At 65.9% G+C, this 17,071-nt stretch carries 19 protein-coding genes and 1 pseudogene; 8 read left to right on the forward strand and 12 right to left on the reverse strand.

Annotation, left to right across the window (positions count from 1 at the left end):
* Window positions 1-57 precede the first annotated feature (57 nt).
* Together X268_RS18745 and X268_RS18750 are read left to right on the forward strand one after the other, a co-directional pair.
* Entirely contained in the window at window positions 58-1,068 is a 1,011-nt protein-coding gene (locus tag X268_RS18745) for an alpha/beta fold hydrolase (protein WP_128926314.1), read from the forward strand.
* 194 nt (window positions 1,069-1,262) lie between these two features.
* Window positions 1,263-1,511, forward strand: a complete 249-nt coding sequence (locus X268_RS18750; RefSeq protein ID WP_128926315.1) for a GCG_CRPN prefix-to-repeats domain-containing protein — start codon at window positions 1,263-1,265, stop codon at window positions 1,509-1,511.
* Between the two features lie 164 nt (window positions 1,512-1,675).
* On the opposite strand, the gene X268_RS18755 is transcribed toward X268_RS18750, so the two are convergent.
* Window positions 1,676-1,963, reverse strand: a complete 288-nt coding sequence (locus X268_RS18755) for a twin-arginine translocation signal domain-containing protein (protein WP_128926316.1) — start codon at window positions 1,961-1,963, stop codon at window positions 1,676-1,678.
* A 137-nt stretch (window positions 1,964-2,100) separates the two neighbouring features.
* Window positions 2,101-2,427, reverse strand: a complete 327-nt coding sequence (locus X268_RS18760) for a hypothetical protein (protein WP_128926317.1) — start codon at window positions 2,425-2,427, stop codon at window positions 2,101-2,103.
* Between the two features lie 129 nt (window positions 2,428-2,556).
* On the opposite strand from X268_RS18760, the gene X268_RS18765 reads away from it, so the two are divergent.
* Window positions 2,557-3,210: a glutathione S-transferase family protein gene (locus X268_RS18765; protein ID WP_128926318.1), complete on the forward strand. Its 654-nt coding sequence runs from the start codon at window positions 2,557-2,559 to the stop codon at window positions 3,208-3,210.
* 75 nt (window positions 3,211-3,285) lie between these two features.
* Entirely contained in the window at window positions 3,286-3,438 is a 153-nt protein-coding gene (locus X268_RS39520; protein ID WP_164937807.1) for a hypothetical protein, read from the forward strand.
* A 15-nt stretch (window positions 3,439-3,453) separates the two neighbouring features.
* On the opposite strand, the gene X268_RS18770 is transcribed toward X268_RS39520, so the two are convergent.
* Entirely contained in the window at window positions 3,454-3,801 is a 348-nt protein-coding gene (locus X268_RS18770) for a hypothetical protein (RefSeq protein WP_128926319.1), read from the reverse strand.
* Between the two features lie 101 nt (window positions 3,802-3,902).
* Window positions 3,903-5,435, reverse strand: coding sequence for an acyl-CoA carboxylase subunit beta (locus X268_RS18775; RefSeq protein ID WP_128926320.1), 1,533 nt, complete (start codon window positions 5,433-5,435; stop codon window positions 3,903-3,905).
* Between the two features lie 149 nt (window positions 5,436-5,584).
* Between X268_RS18775 and X268_RS18780 the strand changes: the two genes are divergently transcribed.
* From X268_RS18780 to X268_RS18790, 3 genes and pseudogenes are all read left to right on the forward strand, one after another.
* Entirely contained in the window at window positions 5,585-5,989 is a 405-nt protein-coding gene (locus X268_RS18780; RefSeq protein WP_128926321.1) for a DUF4260 domain-containing protein, read from the forward strand.
* A gap of 173 nt (window positions 5,990-6,162) precedes the next feature.
* Window positions 6,163-6,759 carry a hypothetical protein gene (locus X268_RS18785; protein ID WP_128926322.1) on the forward strand — a complete coding sequence of 199 codons (597 nt, stop codon included), beginning with the start codon at window positions 6,163-6,165 and terminating at the stop codon, window positions 6,757-6,759.
* Between the two features lie 70 nt (window positions 6,760-6,829).
* A pseudogene (locus tag X268_RS18790) lies at window positions 6,830-7,821 on the forward strand (dienelactone hydrolase family protein).
* Window positions 7,822-7,868: 47 nt separating this feature from the next.
* On the opposite strand, the gene X268_RS18795 reads toward X268_RS18790, so the two are convergent.
* From X268_RS18795 to X268_RS18820, 5 genes are all read right to left on the reverse strand, one after another.
* The gene (locus X268_RS18795) at window positions 7,869-8,525 is read right to left on the reverse strand and encodes a carboxymuconolactone decarboxylase family protein (protein ID WP_128926323.1); all 657 of its coding nucleotides are present in this window, start codon (window positions 8,523-8,525) and stop codon (window positions 7,869-7,871) included.
* A gap of 66 nt (window positions 8,526-8,591) precedes the next feature.
* Window positions 8,592-9,410 (reverse strand): class D beta-lactamase, encoded by an 819-nt coding sequence (gene blaOXA / locus X268_RS18800; RefSeq protein ID WP_128926324.1) that lies wholly within the window; start codon window positions 9,408-9,410, stop codon window positions 8,592-8,594.
* Between the two features lie 102 nt (window positions 9,411-9,512).
* The gene (locus X268_RS18805; RefSeq protein ID WP_025036968.1) at window positions 9,513-9,776 is read right to left on the reverse strand and encodes an EscU/YscU/HrcU family type III secretion system export apparatus switch protein; all 264 of its coding nucleotides are present in this window, start codon (window positions 9,774-9,776) and stop codon (window positions 9,513-9,515) included.
* A complete protein-coding gene (gene fliK / locus X268_RS18810) occupies window positions 9,773-11,374 on the reverse strand; it encodes a flagellar hook-length control protein FliK (RefSeq protein ID WP_164937808.1) in 1,602 nt (533 codons plus the stop codon). Before fliK ends, X268_RS18805 begins: the two co-directional genes overlap by 4 nt.
* A gap of 57 nt (window positions 11,375-11,431) precedes the next feature.
* Window positions 11,432-12,226 (reverse strand): ATP12 family chaperone protein, encoded by a 795-nt coding sequence (locus X268_RS18820; protein ID WP_128926325.1) that lies wholly within the window; start codon window positions 12,224-12,226, stop codon window positions 11,432-11,434.
* A 73-nt stretch (window positions 12,227-12,299) separates the two neighbouring features.
* On the opposite strand from X268_RS18820, the gene X268_RS18825 reads away from it, so the two are divergent.
* The gene (locus X268_RS18825; RefSeq protein WP_128926326.1) at window positions 12,300-12,746 is read left to right on the forward strand and encodes a hypothetical protein; all 447 of its coding nucleotides are present in this window, start codon (window positions 12,300-12,302) and stop codon (window positions 12,744-12,746) included.
* Window positions 12,747-12,776: 30 nt separating this feature from the next.
* On the opposite strand, the gene X268_RS18830 is transcribed toward X268_RS18825, so the two are convergent.
* Genes X268_RS18830 through X268_RS18840 form a run of 3 tightly spaced genes read right to left on the reverse strand, consistent with a single transcriptional unit; the run spans window position 12,777 to window position 16,793 of the window.
* On the reverse strand, window positions 12,777-14,000 hold the full coding sequence (locus tag X268_RS18830; RefSeq protein ID WP_128926327.1) for an RluA family pseudouridine synthase: 1,224 nt from the start codon (window positions 13,998-14,000) through the stop codon (window positions 12,777-12,779).
* Between the two features lie 52 nt (window positions 14,001-14,052).
* Window positions 14,053-15,390, reverse strand: coding sequence for a replication-associated recombination protein A (locus tag X268_RS18835; RefSeq protein WP_128926328.1), 1,338 nt, complete (start codon window positions 15,388-15,390; stop codon window positions 14,053-14,055).
* Complete coding sequence (locus X268_RS18840) at window positions 15,387-16,793, reverse strand: DegQ family serine endoprotease (protein WP_164937809.1); 1,407 nt, start codon at window positions 16,791-16,793, stop codon at window positions 15,387-15,389. The genes X268_RS18835 and X268_RS18840 overlap by 4 nt, the downstream gene beginning before the upstream one ends.
* Window positions 16,794-17,071 lie beyond the last annotated feature (278 nt).

The following is a 17,071-nucleotide window of genomic DNA, read 5'->3' on the forward strand; positions in this document are numbered from 1 at the left end:
TTCCGGATTCGCGCTCCGTGCACCCCGGAATGACGGCTCCAATTATGAGACCCCCAAATGAACCGCTTCCTCCCGGCCGCACTCGCCGCCGCTCTCCTCGCTTCGCCGCTCACCTCCGCCCACGCTGCCGAGACCGCACCGCGCGAGCCCTACGGCATTGCGCTGGAAGGCTTTGCCTATCCCTATCCCGTGCATCTGCTGCCCGTTGTCAATGACGGCGAGCAGCTCAGCATGGCCTATATGGACGTAGCGCCCGCGCAACCGAACGGCCGCGCCGCGGTGCTGCTGCACGGGCGCAATTTTCCATCGAGCTATTGGGCGCCTGTCATCAAGATGCTGAGCGAGGCCGGGTTCCGCGTCGTGGTGCCGGACCAGGTCGGCTTCGGCAAGTCCTCCAAGCCGGCGGGCGAATTGCATTTCGACAATCTGGCGCGCAATACCATCGCACTGCTCGACCATCTCAAGATCGACAAGGCCGAGATCGTCGCGCATTCGCTCGGCGGCATGCTGGGCGTGCGCATCGCGCGTGCCTATCCCGACCGCGTCGCCCATCTGGTGCTGACAGCGCCGATCGGACTCGAAGACTACCGCTTCTATGTGCCGCCGACGCCGACCGAGAAGATGATCGAGACTGAGGACAAGCTCACCGCGGACGGCTATCGCAAGCAGCTGCAGACCAACTACGCGATCAAGCTGCCTGGCGACGCGATCACGCCGTTCATAGATGCCCGCTTCAACATCAAGGGCAGCCCCGACTATCCGCGCTGGCTGCGCGCCTTCGTCAGTTCCGGCCAGATGATCTATCGTGAGCCGGTCGCACACGAGATCCCTCTGATCGCGCTGCCGACGCTGTTCATCATGGGCGCCGACGACCACAACGCGCCGGGCCGGCCGCTCGCGCCCGAAGCGCTGCGCGCAAAGATGGGACAGAATGCAGAGCTTGCGAAGCAGCTCGCCGCGACGATGCCGAACGCGCGGGCCGAGGTGATCCCCGACACCGGGCATCTCGTCTTCCTGGAGTCGCCCGAAAAGTATCGCGAGCTGGTGCTGGGCTTTCTCGGCCGTTAGCGAGCGTTGCGTGTCGCGTGAGGCAGGATGCGGCGAACGTTCATGCCGCATTCAGGTCATGATTGGCAGGTTTGGATCGCGACGCATCGGCACGAGTCTCCCAGATTGAACGTGTCGAATCGTGTCTGTTGATTCATTGTGCGCCGCAAGCGCCATTCCCCTGAGCCTCCCCCAAGGACAAGAAGGAAGATCAAATGAAATACCTGTTCGCCGCCGCCATGCTCGCCAGTGCCGTGGTCGGTTTCAGCGAGGCGGCCAGCGCCGCCGGCGGTTGCGGTCCCGGCTGGTATCGCGGCCCTTATGGCGGCTGCCGTCCGATGCGCGGTCCGGTCGTTGTCCGCCCTGCCCCTGTCGTCGTCGCCCCGCCGGTTGTCGTCGTGCCCCGCGCCCGCGTGTGCCCCTATGGCTTCCGCTGGTACGCCGGCCGCTGCCGTCCGTTCTGATCTCGCCTTTTCACATCGCTAATTGGCCGCGCGGCGAAAGCCTGCGCGGCCTTTTTTCTTTGGAGGCTGCCGACGCTTCAAGCGGCGTGGAACTGAAGCGCCTCCAGAATCGAAACGGGGACCGCCAGCGGCGATCCCCGTCCAGTCCGCGAATTGTCGCAAGGCTACCAGTAGTGGCGGCGGTGCCAGCGTCGGTGATGCCGCCGCCAATGACGGCGGTGCCAGCCCCAGTGGCGGTGATGGCCATGCCAGTGCACCTGCTCGGGCGTCAGCTTGGCGGCTTCCTCGCTGGTGGTGACGGCCGGATGAGCGTCGGGATTGCCTTGCGACGTGCGAGCGGGATCACCGAGCGGCTGCGGTGACAGCGGCGCGGCCTGCGTCGCCGTCGCGGCGAAGGCCGCCGCGCCCGCGGTCACACCCAATGCAAGTTTCAAAAAGTTCCGACGCTCCATGACATAACCTCTAGGCTACCTGGCAAGTGATGCAGAGGAAGTGTCGCGGTCGGGACATGAACCAGGGCTGAATCAACCGAGGCTGAATCGAGTGTAGATGAGAATTCGTAGCCCGGATCGAGTGCAGCGCGATCGCGCTACAGGACCTCGCTACCGACGAATTCCTGCGCCAGCACCAGCGTCTCGCGCGTGCGCTTCACGTCGGGCCAGTCGCGGTTGAAGTCGGCGACCAGCTTTTGCAGCGCATCACCTTTCAGCATCGCCGCGAGCTTGGCCTCGTCATCGAACTGATACATCGCTTGATGCAGCGAGGGATCATCGAGGCTCCAGAACCGCCACGCCTTGCTCACGCCAAATGCCTCCACCGCATCGGGCACATGTTCCGTCTCGTACCATCGGTCGAAAGCGGCGCGCTTGTCGGCATCGGAGACGGTGGCACGGACGACGAAGAAGGCGGCGGGCATCGGATTTGCTCCTGTTGTTTGCACCGAGACTAACTGCTTCAGCCGCCGGTGACAAAAAAGAGTTGGCCGTGGTGTCGGAATGGCCGCTCTTCGCTCGTCCTTGCTTCGAACAGGACACGGAGACAGCAGATGGCCGACCTCACCCTGACCACCTTCAACTGGGTTCCCGAACCGCCGCGTGGCCTCGTGCGCGACCTTCGCGTGCGCTGGGCCCTCGAAGAGGCCGGCCTGCCCTATCGCGTCGCCAGCGCTCCGTTCGATGATCGCGGGGCCGCACCCCTCGCGCCCCAGCCGTTCGGCCAGGTGCCGTGGCTGACCGACGGCGACATCTCGATCTTCGAGACCGGCGCGATCCTGCTGCATCTCGGCGAGCGCAGCGAGAAGCTGATGCCGAGAGATCCGCGCGGCCGCACTGAAGCGACGAAATGGGTGTTCGCAGCGCTCAATTCGGTGGAGATCGCCAGCCTGCCCTGGGGGATGTCGAAGTTCATGGGACATCCGACCGACACGGCGGCGTGGAAATTCGTCGACGACTTTCTCAAGCTTCGGCTGAGGCATCTCGAGCCGGTGCTCGCCGGCCGAAAATGGCTGGCCGGTTCCTTCTCCGTCGCCGACATCCTGATGGCGGATGTGCTGCGCGTCATCGATCAATTCGGCGGGCTGGCGGACAGTCCCGCCTGCCGTGCCTATGTCGCGCGCGCCACCGGCCGCCCAGCGTTCGCCAAGGCGCATGCGGACCAGCTGGCGCATTTCGCCGCGGCGGATAAGGCGCGCGGGGTGTGATGCGCCTCACATAATCGACCCGCTGCCCGGCGTAGAGTTGCCGCCATCGGAACAAAGCCATTCGACAGGTGCCACATGCTGCGCATCGAATATCTCAAGCGACAGATCGCCCGCGCCGAGCGGCTGGCCAAAGCCATCCTCGACCGGCACACCGCCGATCGGCTTCAGGCCTTCGCCGCCGAATGCCGCACCGAATTGTCGGAGCTGACACTCAAGACCGCCGCGTGAGCGTGCCGGTGCGCGTCAGACCAGCTTCAGCGGGGCATCGGCGACGACCCTGAGGTCAATGCTGCCGATCAACGCCGCACGCCGCGCCTCTGCCGCACTGATGGCCTCGTCCGTCTGCCGCAGCGTCGAGACATTCGAGCCGAGCGAGACGATCCCTCCCAGCACCAGCGCAATCGATCCGAGCGCGGCGGTCTGACCAAATCCGAACAGGCCAAGGATCGTCACGAGTAGCAGCACAGCCCCGCCGCCGATCGCGATCTTGGATGCCAGAATGTACTTCCGGCATCGTTCGGCGATCTCGGCGAGCCGCTCGATCCGATCTTCGATGTCGGAGATTTCGTCGATCGGATCGGCTTCGGTCATGGGATCGAATCAGCAGTAAGCGGTAGCCCGCATGAGTAAAGCGACATGCGGGACCTCGGCAAAGACCCGGATGTCGCTCCGCTCATCCGGGCTAAGCGTCCTCACAACGGCAAATTGTCGTGCTTCTTCGCCGGCATTTCCGTTTTCTTGTCCTTCAGCATCGCCAGCGCCCGCGCGATGCGCTTGCGGGTCGAGTGCGGCATGATGACGTCGTCGATATAGCCGCGCTCGGCGGCGATGAACGGCGACAGGAAGCGGTCTTCGTATTCCTTGGTGCGCGCGGCGATCTTGTCGGGGTCGCCGATGTCACTGCGGAAGATGATCTCGACCGCGCCCTTGGCGCCCATCACCGCGATCTGGGCGGTCGGCCAGGCGTAGTTCATGTCGGCGCCGATCTCCTTGGAGGCCATGACGTCGAAGGCGCCGCCATAGGCCTTGCGGGTGATGACCGTGACCAGCGGCACGGTGCATTGCGAATAGGCGAACAGCAGTTTTGCGCCGTGCTTGATCAGGCCGCCATATTCCTGCGCGGTTCCAGGCAGGAAGCCCGGCACGTCGACGAAGGTCACGATCGGGATGTTGAAGGCGTCGCAGAAGCGGACGAAGCGCGCCGCCTTGCGCGAGGCGTCGCTGTCGAGCACGCCCGCCAGCACCATCGGCTGGTTGGCGACGAAGCCGACGGTGCGGCCCGCGATGCGGCCGAAGCCGGTGACGATGTTCTTGGCGAAGGCTTCCGCGAGCTCGAAGAAGTCGCCCTCGTCCACGACCTTGAGGATCAATTCCTTCATGTCGTAGGGCTTGTTCGGATTGTCGGGGACCAGCGTGTCCAAGGACATGTCGACGCGGCCGATGTCGTCGAAGCTCGGCCATTCCGGCACGCCGTCGGTGTTGTTGGACGGCAGGAAGTCGATCAGGCGCCGCATCTGCAGCAGCGTCTCGACATCGTTCTCGAAGGCGCCGTCGGCGATCGAGGAGCGCGTCGCGTGCACCGAGGCACCGCCGAGCTCTTCCGCCGTGACGACCTCGTTGGTGACGGTCTTCACCACGTCGGGGCCGGTGACGAACATGTAGCTGGTGTTCTTCACCATGAAGATGAAGTCGGTCATGGCAGGCGAATAGACGTCGCCGCCGGCGCAGGGGCCCATGATGACGGAGATCTGCGGGATCACGCCGGAGGCGAGCACGTTGCGGCGGAACACGTAGGAATAGCCGGCGAGCGCGGCAACGCCCTCCTGGATGCGGGCGCCGCCCGCGTCATAGAGGCCGATGATGGGCGCCCTCGCCTTCATCGCCATGTCCTGCAACTTGGTGATCTTCAGCGCGTGGGTCTCGGACAGCGAGCCGCCGAACACCGTGAAGTCCTTGGCGAACACAAAGGTCTTGCGGCCGTTGACGGTGCCCCAGCCGGTGACGACGCCGTCGCCGGGTACCTTGGTCTTCTCCATGCCGAACTCGGTGGAGCGGTGCTCGACGAACATGTCGAACTCCTCGAACGATCCCTTGTCGAGCAAGAGCTCGATGCGCTCGCGCGCGGTCAGCTTGCCGCGGGCGTGCTGCGCCTCGATGCGCTTTTCGCCGCCGCCGAGCTTTGCGCCGGCACGACGATCTTCAAGGGCGTCCAGGATGTGCTTCATTTGCTCCCGCCAGTTCTTAACTAAGCCATGCTTGCCGGGGGTTCTAACACGGCATTTTGCAGACCGGGAAGCGGCTTTCGGCGCCGCAGGGCTGCCTTGACGCAGCGTGAAAGCGCAAGGAATTACAATGTTTTGCCTGGGAGGCCTAGATGGACGAGCGAGCGACCGAAACAGGAGCTGCGACAGGTGGCGTCAGGACCCTGCTGCGCCTGGAGGGCCTGACCCTGTTCGCAGGCATGGTGATGCTCTACTGGGCCTGGGACGGCTCCTGGCTGGTGTTTGCCCTGCTGTTCTTCGTCCCCGATCTGAGCTTCCTCGCATACCTCGCCGACACGCGCTTCGGCGCGATGGTCTACAACGCCGCCCACAGCTACATGGCGCCGGTGACGCTGCTGACACTGGGCTTTGGCCTCGCCTCGCCGCTCACCCTGTCCATCGCCTTGATTTGGCTCGCCCATATCGGCATCGACCGGGCGCTGGGCTACGGGCTGAAATATTCCGCCGGGTTCGGCTTCACCCATCTGGGACGAATCGGCCGGCAGAAGGACGCCTGACGGTAGTGGCGGCCCGGCTTCGGCGGACGGGATAGCCCGGATGGAGCGCAGCGTCAGGCTGTTGACCGCGCCCGCCGATTCAGGCTTGCTTCAAGCTTACGATCAGGCGCCGAGTGTTGCGTGAGCCCAGTCGGTACGGCGGCGGTCATCACGTCTGGCTGCAAGCATCACTCATGTCCGCGACGGTCGTCCCCCTGCCGCCGAAGTCATCGTCCGAAACCACCGATTTCCTGCGGCGGATGGCCAGCATGGTGTCGGGGCGGAATGGCGAGATGCTGCTGCGCGCCGCGAAGCTGATCGAGTCGCTGGCACAGCGGGCGATGTCGGCCGAGCGGCTGTATCACGAGCAGCAGATCGAAGGCACGCGCAACTCCGAGCTGCGCGAGGTCGCCGAGCGCGCCGCAGATGCCATGGCCGGCAAGATCGAGCTGCTGCGGGCGCAGCTCGCCGAGGTCACGGCAGCAGCCGCGGCCGAGCGCGCCGCCTTCGACGCCGAGCGCGGCAAGCTGATCGGCCTGATGCAGAATGCCGAGAGCCATATCGGCAACCTCACCAGCGAGCTGGACAGCTTGCGCGCCTCCGTCGACAGTTTCAACGAGACCGTGGTCTCCGTGCCGATCGAGGTGCTGCGGCTGGCGCGGACGCAGTTCGACTTTCTCTCGGCCGGCTTTGCCCGCAAGGGCGACGTGATCTCGCAGGCCATGAGCGAGATCGGCGGCTTTGCGATCGAGCAGGCGCTGACGGCGAAGAAGACTACCGACAAGGCCTGAGGCCGAGCCGCGACAAATTGACAGCACTCCGGCACGTTGTTCTACTGAAAAAAACATCAGGGAGGATCCGATGCCGACGGCATTCCGCGCCGCCATGGCGCTCATTGCACTCTGCGCTTCCACCGTGCTCGCCCATGCGCAGTCCCTGCCCAGGGAAGTCGCCACCCGCGCCGAGATCTATCCGATCCCCTCCCTCACCCTCTCCGACCAGCAATTCCTCAGCGGCGATGCCGCCGCCGGTCGGCCGGTGACGGTGGCCGGCGAACTCCGCGTCGCGCAAGGCACCGGCAAGCTCCCCGTCGTGGTGCTGATGCACGGCTCGAGCGGCGTCGGCGCCACCACCGAAGCCTGGGTGCACGCCTTCAACGCCATGGGCATCTCGACCTTCGTGATCGATGGATTCACCGGCCGCGGGCTGACGGTGGTCGGGCCGAACCAGGCCCTGCTCGGTCGACTCAACCTGATCGTGGACATCTACCGCTCCCTGGAGATCCTGGCGAAACATCCACGCGTCGACCCTGATCGCATCGTGCTGATGGGCTTTTCCCGCGGCGGACAGGCGACGCTCTATGCGAGCCTCGACCGCTTCAACAAGCTCTGGAACAAGTCAGGCATCCAGTTCGCGGCCTATATCCCGTTCTATCCGGACTGCTCGACGACGTATCGGAGCGACAACGAGGTCGCGCACGACCGATCCGCATCTTCCACGGCTCGCCCGACGACTATAATCCTGTGAAGAGCTGCAAGGCCTTCGTCGAACGGCTCAAGACGGCCGGGCGCGACGTGGTACTGACCGAATACCCCGACAGCGCGCACGGGTTTGACAGCGGCCTGCTCGGCGTCGGCACCGTGGCCGTATCAGCCAACGCGCAGACCGTGCGCAGCTGCAAGATCAGGGAAGGTGATGGCGGCGTGCTGATGAATGGTGATACCAACGCCCCCTTCACCTACAAGGATTCCTGCGTCGAGCTGAACCCGCATGTCGGCGGCAATCCAACGACGGCGGCGGAGTCGCGCAAGGCGGTGGTGGAGTTCCTGCAGGCGCTGTTCAAGCTGGGCTGAGAGGCAGCCGGGGCCTGCATGGGTTCGAGGATGGCCGCAAGCTCCTATCACGGCTCACCCGGCTTGAACGGCTCCTGCTTGTCCGGCGGCACGGTCTCCTCGGCCATCGCCAGCAGCATCGCCACCATCACGTAGTTGCCGGCGACCGCGGTCAAATCGACGATCTGCTGGTCGTTGAACACCTCCTTCGCCCGCGCATAGGTCTCGTCGGAAACCTTCTTGGTTGTGGTGAGCTCGGTGACGAAATCGTAGACCGCCGCCTCGTCCTCGGCCATCTTCGACGGCCGCTTGTTGGCCTTCAGCTCCGCGATGATGTCGGCCGACAAGCCTGCCTTGGCCGCCAGCGGCGCATGCGCAAACCACTCCACCTGAGAACGCCACTGCCGCCCGATGATCAGGATCGCAAACTCGTTGAGCTTGATCGGGACCGAGGTCTCCCAGCGCAGATAATGGAACAGGTCGAACAGGCGCTGGCCCAGCACCGGGCTGCGGATCATCGGATTGTAGGGACCGCCGATGCCGACACTCGACACCTTCATGATCTGCTCGCCGAGCGGCTTCTGCTTGGCATCGAGCTGATCCATGGTGAGCTGCGGAAAACGCGGCTCCTTGCTGGTGGCGGGGCCGGCGAACATTGTTGCGGCGAGCCAGCCGCCGGCTGCGGCAAGCATGAGCGACGAGAGCCAGAGTGGCGTTGAGTTCATCGTGATCCTCCCGGTTTTCTTTCTTGGCCGGGAGGATGCTAATCGAGCGCCGCCGGCGCGGCAGCGCTAGATCGCGCCGATATCGGCAAGGCAGGCTTGCGTCAGCGTCATGCGCTCGCCGATGAGACGCGGCTCCTTGCAATCCATGTTGAGGGCGAACACGGTATGCGCCTCGCCCTTCTCGGCCCAGCCGACCATCCAGCCGAGCGACGGCTCGCCGCGCTCGGCACCGAGCAGGCCCGACTTGGCGCGGATGACGCTGTCGCCCACCTTGGTCACCGGCAGGATGTCGGCGACGAGGTCCTGGCTGCGTTTGGAAACCGGCAGCGCGCGGCGGCGCAATCGGTCGATGAAATCGATCTGCTCGACCGGATCGATGCGCAAGGCCCCGGTGAGCCAGAACTGGTCGATGCCGCCGCCGATGTCGCGATTGCCATAGTCGAACTCGTCGACATATTTCTGCATGCGCTCTTGGCCGATGCGGCGCGCGATCTCCTGGTAGACCGGCACTGCGCTGACCGCGATGGCGCTGCGCAGCGTGTGATCCTTGTTCCAAACCTCGATCGGACGCTTGACGCCGTCCCAGGCAAACACGTCCTTGTCGGGGTCAGCGACCACGCCGGTCTCGAGCGCGATCAGCGAGTTCGAAATCTTGAAGGTCGAGGCCGGCAGCTTCCCCTCGCCCGAGCGCTCCTTGTCGCTGGCGACGACCAGATAGTCCTCGACCTTGTAGCCGACGAAGGTGCCGGATGTGCCGAGATCGGCGAAGCGTTTTGCCAGGCTGTCGCGAATTTCATTTCGTGGCGGCGCGACATGGGCGAATGCGCGCTGCGGCATGGTGGCGGCTGCGGCGAGAAGGCCGAGGGTGGAGCGGCGGGTCAGCAAGCGGGATGTCCGTTGAGCGATGGAGGTGGCGCGACCATGCAGCCGCTCCATGGTGAAACGATGACGGGTTAAATCTCGAGGTCTATTCGAAAAACCGCTGCTCTACCGCCCCCGGCCCGACAGCCGCAGCACGAACACCAGGACTTCCGCGACGGCCTTGTAGAGATCGGGCGGGATCTCGTCGCCGAGCTCGACCTTGGACAGCGCACCGGCCAAGACCTCGTTCTCCTCGATCGGGATGTCATGGGCCTTGGCGATCTCGACGATCTTTTCGCCGATCGTGCCCTTGCCCTTGGCGACGACGACCGGCGCGCCCGAGCCCTTTTCGTAATGCAGCGCGATCGCAAGCTTGGAGGGGTCGCTCATGTGGCGCGATCCAGAAAGTGGCCGGCGCGCGCCGGTGCCGGTTGCGGCGGCGTGCCCTCGCGGACCATGATGTCGCCGGGCTTGAGCTCGGCCCGTGTCAGCGCCTGATTGAGCTCTCCGATGCCGGCGCGGAGCTGCTGCACCGTCGCCGGCCGCTCCGCCCACATCCGCACGAACGTCTTGTCGCCGCTCAGCGTGATCAGCGCGTGGACCGGGCCCGCCGGCTCGACATTGAGCGAGAAGCGCGCGCGCCAGGCGCGCCTGGCGGGATCTTCTGACTCATGGCCGCCGTCGCGCGAGATCTCGAATTGCGCCATCGCGGTGCCTTGCGGCGTTGCAAAGGGAATCTCGAAATTCCACTGCGGCACCGTGGGATCGACGCGATGACCGCTGGCGTCAGTGCGATCGGGAAGCGATGCGACCTGGAGCAAGGTCTGCCGCGCGATCGCGGCATCGGTATCGTCGAGCAGGCGATGCACGGTCGCAGAGAGCGGCGCATCCGGTGCGAGCGACGGCGAGACGATGGACTGCGCCGATGGCAGCGCGCCACGAAATGGCGGCGGTGTCGCCCGCGCCGCGGCCTCGAAGATATGGCTATCGGGCACGGCCTCGTTGGAGCCCGGGACATTGCCGGTGAGACGCGGCAGGTTCTGCGTGACCTCCCGCAGCAGGCTCGCGGCGAGACCCGCGGACATGATCCGCGACATCGCCGTTTGCGGCGCGTCGGCCGTCATGTCGGCGAGCACCGCGGCTGCGAGATTGGCACCGCGCGGCATTTGCGGCTGTTGCGCGGTTTCGGCTGCGATCGACGGCGGCACGGCCTGCGCGGCCTGATTTGCCGGCTGAGCCGGCGCGGGGGCGATGCTGGCCGGAGGCGCGGCGGCTTGCGCCTGCGGCGCCGCGGCCTCGAGCGTGACCAAGGCCTGGCGCAGCACCAGCAGTGCCGCCTTCAGGTCGGGCATCGTGCCGGAGGGCGGCGTCGCGCCGGTGGCCAGCGAGGCCTCGAGGAACAAGCCGGATTTCTGGAATGCGGACTCGATGTCGGCACCGTCGAGCCCGGAATCGAGCGGCGTCTGCTGCGCCAGCACATCCAGCACCGCCTGCTTCAGGCCCGCGGGCAGATTGCTGCCGGTGACGACGGACGCCAGGTTGGCGAACAGCGGTGCCTGACTGCCCTGCTTTGTCACGGCCTCGGCCGAGGCGGTGGTGACAACCGCCTGCTCCGCCGGCGTCAGCGCATTGCGTGCCGCGCTCGCCGCGGGCGCAAGCGGCGGGCTCTCCACCAGCGAGGCCGCACGCGGCGTCAGTGTGATCTGATCGCTGGCCGCCTCGCCTGCGCCGTTCAGCACGGCGAGCCGGATGGTGCCGTCATTCTGCGACACCGCGAGCTGCAGATTCTGCCCCGGTGTCAGCGCCACTTCCGACATCACGTCCATCGACAAATTGGCGATCGCAATCCGCACCAGATTGTCGGCCATCACGCTGACGACTCGTGCGTCCACGACGCTGCCGGCCTGAAGCACGAGGTCGGGCGTCGTCGCATCAGCCGCGCGGCTGGCGGCACTGACGGGAACGATGGAAGTGACCGGCGTCGGCATCTCAGGGAGCCCAGGGAAGCATGCCCCCACCCTAACGCCTGCGTCGTAAACCTCTCGTTAAGGACCTTTGGACGCCACCGCCTTGACCGCCGCCAAGACCGCCACGGCAGCTTCGAAATCCCGCAGGCGCGTGGCCCGGCGAGCGGCCGCTTCCTCGTCCACGCCCCACTGGTCGGCGTTCCAGTCCTCATCGACATGGGCGGCGGCCCAGACCTGGCCGGGCTCCCGCGCGCCATGAGCCAGCGCCAGCGCCAACAGCGCCGAGCCGGTCAGGGTCGTCACCACGTGAAGCGCGGCGACCGACCAGGCATCGTCGGGCAGCGCGGCGCGGGCCGCCTGAAGCGCCTCGTCCGGCTGTTTCACGTGCATGATGCCCTCGGACAGGATGAAATGCGCTCCCAGCGTCTCCGCGGCCCAGAACAGCACGGGATCCCAATGCGCGGCCTCGCGGGCGACCAGCCCCTCGGGATGGCCGGCACGATAGAACAGCAGATCGGACTGGAAATATTTCGCAAGGTCGTCGCTGACGAACTCGACGCGGTCGACCACGCCCTCGACCACGCTGTTGGCGATCCGCGTCAACGGCATGGTCGATGGATCGATCGCCTCGCCCTGAGCCGCCCATTCCGCAGCCACGGCCTCGGCGAGTTCGCGCGACGGGATCACCACCTGGCGACCGGACGGTGTACGGATCGGCTTGCCATCGAGCGTGATGGCAAAACCGTCCTCGGCATCGGTGACGCCGGCCTCCTTGTAGAAGCGCTTGCGCAAGGGCGTGCGCGCGGCCTGCCGGATCGCTCCTTGCGGATCGGGCGGGGTCTGCCCCGCGGCTTCTTCGAACAATTCGCGCATGTCGTTTCGGCCCTGGTCACTGGATGCTAGGCTTTTAAGATAAGACCGGCAGCCGATAAAGCGAGCAGCGGGCATGAGGGAACTTGCGGGCATCGTGGCCCTGTTCGCGGGGCTTTGGCCGGCCGCGGCGGAGGCCGGCTTTCGCACCCCGGAATCGCTGGTCCGCAACGTCTATGCCCATTATGGCGAAGGCGCGCCGGAGCTGTCGAAGGGGCTGCCGCGGGATGCGGCCACAGCCCGGCAATTCTTCGATCCTCCCTTGCGCAGGGCCTGGAGCGCGCCGCGGGTCGAACCCTACGATTTCCTGGTGCAAAGCCAGAGCTGGAAGCTCGGCCCGGTCGCGATCGCGGTGGTCCGCAGGCAATACGACAAGACCTATGTCGCCGCGAATTTCGACAATCGCGGCAGGGCCGTGACGCTGAACTTCATCCTGGTCAACGGTCCCGAGGGCTGGCTGATCACGGATATCGAGAGCCCGCATGATAGCTTGCGGATGTTTCTGGAGCAGTTTCGGAATTGAGGGGGCCGCCGCTGATAGCGCGGCGCGCCCCTATTCCTCCGGCGCGTTCTCGATCGGATCGAACCGGCTGGCATCCAGCCCGAGCAGATTCCACGACTGTTGCATGTGCGGCGGCAGCGGCGCGGTGGCGTCGATCACGCCGCCGCGCGGGTGCGGGATGATGATGCGCCGCGCGAGCAGATGCAGCCGGTTCTGCAGGCCGCCCGGCAGCTCCCAGTTCTCAATGTTGAAATATTTGGGATCGCCGATGATGGGGTGGCCGATATGGGCCATGTGGGCGCGCAGCTGGTGGGTACGTCCCGTTACCGGCTTGAGCGACACCCAGGTCAGCTTGTTGCCGGCGGTCTCCACCACCGCGTAATAGGTCACCGCGTGGCTCGCACCCTCGTCGCCATGCTGGGCGATGCGCATGATGGTGTCGTCCTCGCTCTCTTCCTTCGCCAGGAAGGTCGAGATACGTCCCTGCTTTGGCTTCGGCAGGCCCGGCACCAGCGCCCAATAGATCTTGCGCGCCGACCGCGAGCGGAATGCCCCGGTCAGATGCGAGGCGGCAAAGCGCGTCTTGGCGATCAGCAGGCAGCCCGAGGTCTCGCGATCAATGCGGTGCACGAGCCGCGGCTTCTGGCCTTTGGCGTCACGCATCACCTCCAGCATCTGGTCGATGTGCCGCGTCATGCCCGAGCCACCTTGCACGGCAAGGCCCGCCGGCTTGTTCAGGACGAGGACGTCGTCGTCCTCGAAGATCGTCATCTCCTTCAGCGCCTTGAGCGTCTTCTGCGCAGCCTCCGAGAGCGGGCCTGCCGCCTTCGGCGCGTCGAGCTTCAGCGGCGGAATGCGGACGCTCTGCCCCCCCTCCAGACGGTCCTTGCTGTCGACGCGCTTGCCGTCGACGCGCAGCTCGCCTTTGCGGACGACGCGCTGGATGTGGGAGAACGACAGGCCGGGAAAGCGCGCTTCGAGGAAGCGATCGACGCGCATGTTGTTCTCGTCGGCCGTCACTGTGACGGTCTGCACTTTTGTCGGCAGCAGCGCCTCGACGGGTTTTGTAGGTGCGGCTCTTTCCAGCTCAGCCTTGGGCGGACGCCGCTCGGCGCGCTCGCCGGCAAAGCGCGGCGGCTTCGCACCCGGCTTACCGCCGGGCTTGCCAAGACGCGGACCGGCCTTCTTCGCACTACGCGCCTGATGCGGACGCGAATCGTCGCGCTCGTCACGCGAACGCGGCTTCGGGTTCATTCTCTTGATGCGGCGGCTCATGGATGCCTGCGTACCCTAAAAGCCGGCTCCCGTCACGGCGAAATGGCCATTTCTACCGCGAGCCGCCCCGCTCCTTGCGCAGCTTGGCCCAATAGTCCAGCCGCTTCCGGATCTCGCGCTCGAAGCCTCGCTCGGGCGGGTCGTAGAAGGTCTGACGCCCCAGCGCTTCCGGGAAGTAGTCCTGGCCGGAGAAGGCATCGGGGGCGTCGTGGTCGTATTCGTAAGCTGCGCCGTAGCCTTCCGACTTCATCAGCTTGGTCGGGGAGTTCAGGATGTGCTTGGGCGGCAGCAGCGAGCCGGCCTGCTTGGCGACCTGCATGGCGGTGCCGAAGGCGGTGTAGACCGCGTTCGATTTCGGTGCGGTGGCAAGATAGACGACGGCCTGCGCGATGGCGAGTTCGCCTTCGGGATGGCCGAGGAAATCGAAGGCGTCCTTCGCCGCATTGGCGATCACGAGCGCCTGCGGATCGGCAAGGCCGATGTCCTCGACCGCCATGCGCACGACGCGGCGGGCCAGGAACAACGGGTCCTCGCCGGCATCGAGCATGCGCGCAAGATAGTACAGCGCGGCGTCGGGATCGGAGCCGCGCACCGACTTGTGCAGCGCCGAGATCAGGTTGTAATGGCCATCGGCCGACTTGTCATAGATCGGCGCACGGCGCTGCAAGATGTCCTGCAGCTGCGCGGCGTTGAACACCTCGTCCGCGCGCGCCGAACGCCAGACTTCCTCGGCCAGCGTCAGCGAAGCGCGGCCGTCGCCGTCGGCCATGCGCACCAGCACCGCACGCGCCTCGGCGTCCAGCGGCAGCTTCCTGCCCTCGACCGCCTCGGCATGCGCGAACAGCTTTTCAATCGCGGCGGCGTCGAGCGAGCGGAACACCAGCACGCGCGCGCGAGAGAGCAACGCCGCGTTGAGCTCGAAGGACGGGTTTTCGGTGGTGGCCCCGACCATCACCACTGTGCCGTCTTCCATCACGGGCAGAAACGAATCCTGCTGGGCGCGGTTGAATCTGTGTACCTCGTCGACGAACAGCAGCGTGCCCTTGCCCGTCTCGCGGCGCGCGCGCGCGGCGTCGAAGGCCTTCTTCAGATCGGCAACGCCGGAGAACACCGCGGAGATCTGCTCGAAATGCAGATCCGTCGCATCCGCCAGCAGCCGGGCCACCGTGGTCTTGCCGGTGCCGGGCGGGCCCCAGAACACCAGGGACCCCAGCGTGCGCGTCTCCAGCATGCGCGTCAGCGCACCGTCGGGACCGAGGATGTGGTCCTGGCCGACGACCTCCGACAGCGCGCGCGGGCGCAGCCGATCCGGCAGCGGATGCGGAGCCTCTTGGTCGAGCCCCGCCGCGGCAAACAGAGTTGGCGTCTGTTGTGGTCGTTTCGGACTCATCCGCCCAGCGTGACGTTGATTTGCTGGCCCCCGCGCACCAGCGTGATGCGCCAGATCCGCGGGCGCTCTCCGGCCGCCCTTTCGAGGTCGCCGGTCTTGCTGATCTTCTGGTTGTTGACCGCCAGAATGATATCGCCCTTCTGGAAGCCGACGCTCGCGGCCGCACTGTCGCCGCCGAGATCGGTGATCACGACGCCTTCGGTATCGGCGTCCAGATGCAGCTCGTCGGCAAGCGCCGGCGTGATGGTCGAGACCTTCGCGCCCTGGAACGGCGAGCGCGCAGTGACGACGAGCTCGTTGCGCCCCGCATCCGGCGCGGTCTCCAGTGCCACCGTCAGCTTGAGCGGCCTGCCGCCGCGCTGCACGTCGATCTGCGCGGTGCCGCCGAGCGGACGGGTGGCGAAGCGATAGTCGAACGCGTTGGGATCATCCACGGTCTGGCCGTCGATCCCCGTGATGAGATCGGAAGACTTCAGGCCGGCCTTCGCCGCGGGGCCGTTCGAGACCACGCTGGCAACCAGCGCGCCGGTCGGCGAGCGCAGCCCGAGGCTCTCGGCGATCTCAGGCGTCACCGCCTGCAGCTTTGCGCCCAACCATGGCCGCTTGACCGCCTTGCCGCCGCTCTTGGCGGAGGCGACGACGACGCGCACCATGTTCGCGGGGATGGCAAAGCCGATTCCTTGCGAGCCGCCGGAGCGCGAGTAGATCGCAGTGTTGATGCCGGCGAGCCGGCCGTTCATGTCGACCAGCGCGCCGCCGGAATTGCCGGGATTGATCGCCGCATCGGTCTGGATGAAGAACTGATAATCGGTGATGCCCACCTGCGTGCGCGCCAGCGCCGAGATGATGCCGTGGGTCACGGTCTGGCCGACGCCGAAGGGATTACCGATCGCCAGCACGACGTCGCCGACCAGCAGCTCGTCGGAATTGGTGAATTCGAGTGCCGGAAACTTCTCTTTCGAATCCTTCAGACGCAGTACCGCAAGATCCGTGCGGGAATCCTTCAGCACGATCTCGGCCTCGAACTCGCGCTTGTCCGACAGCGACACCTTCACCTGGTCCGCGCCTTCGATGACATGGACGTTGGTGACGACGAGGCCGGACGCATCGACGAGGACGCCGGAGCCGAGTGAGCGCTGCACCTGCTCCTGCTGCTGGCCCGGCACGCCGAAGAAGCGACGGAAGATCGGGTCGTCCAGCAGCGGGTTGCGGTTCTGCACCACCTTGGCGGCATAGACGTTGACCACCGCCGGCTGCACCCGCTGCACGATCGGCGCATAGGACAGCCGCAGCTCGGCCGGCGAAGACGGGACCCGACGGTCCTGCGCCGCAGCCGGATTGAACTGGGCAGAAAAGGCTATGCACAAAGCCGTGACGACGGCAGCCGAGATCGATCGAAACATTCCTACCTCTTGGAAAAGACGCCGGAATATAGGCGCGTTCGTCCCCCAATAGAAGGGCGGCGGGCGGCAATATTCGGCCCCCATCCGGCGGCTCCGGCATGCAAGCGGAACGTGCGAAAAGGCAACTGGCTGGTCCTCCTGCATTGGCATGACGCGCGTCATCTTGCATTCTTTGCTACGGCGGATTCGGTTGCGACGAAATTGCATCAGTGGGAACCGCGCAATCGACACGCGCCGTCGCGGGGCAGTCATCGACCATTCCTAGGCTCTGCGCTTGC

Origin of the sequence: Bradyrhizobium guangxiense, from assembly GCF_004114915.1 — a bacterium.
GTDB classification, from domain to species: Bacteria; Pseudomonadota; Alphaproteobacteria; order Rhizobiales; family Xanthobacteraceae; genus Bradyrhizobium; species Bradyrhizobium guangxiense.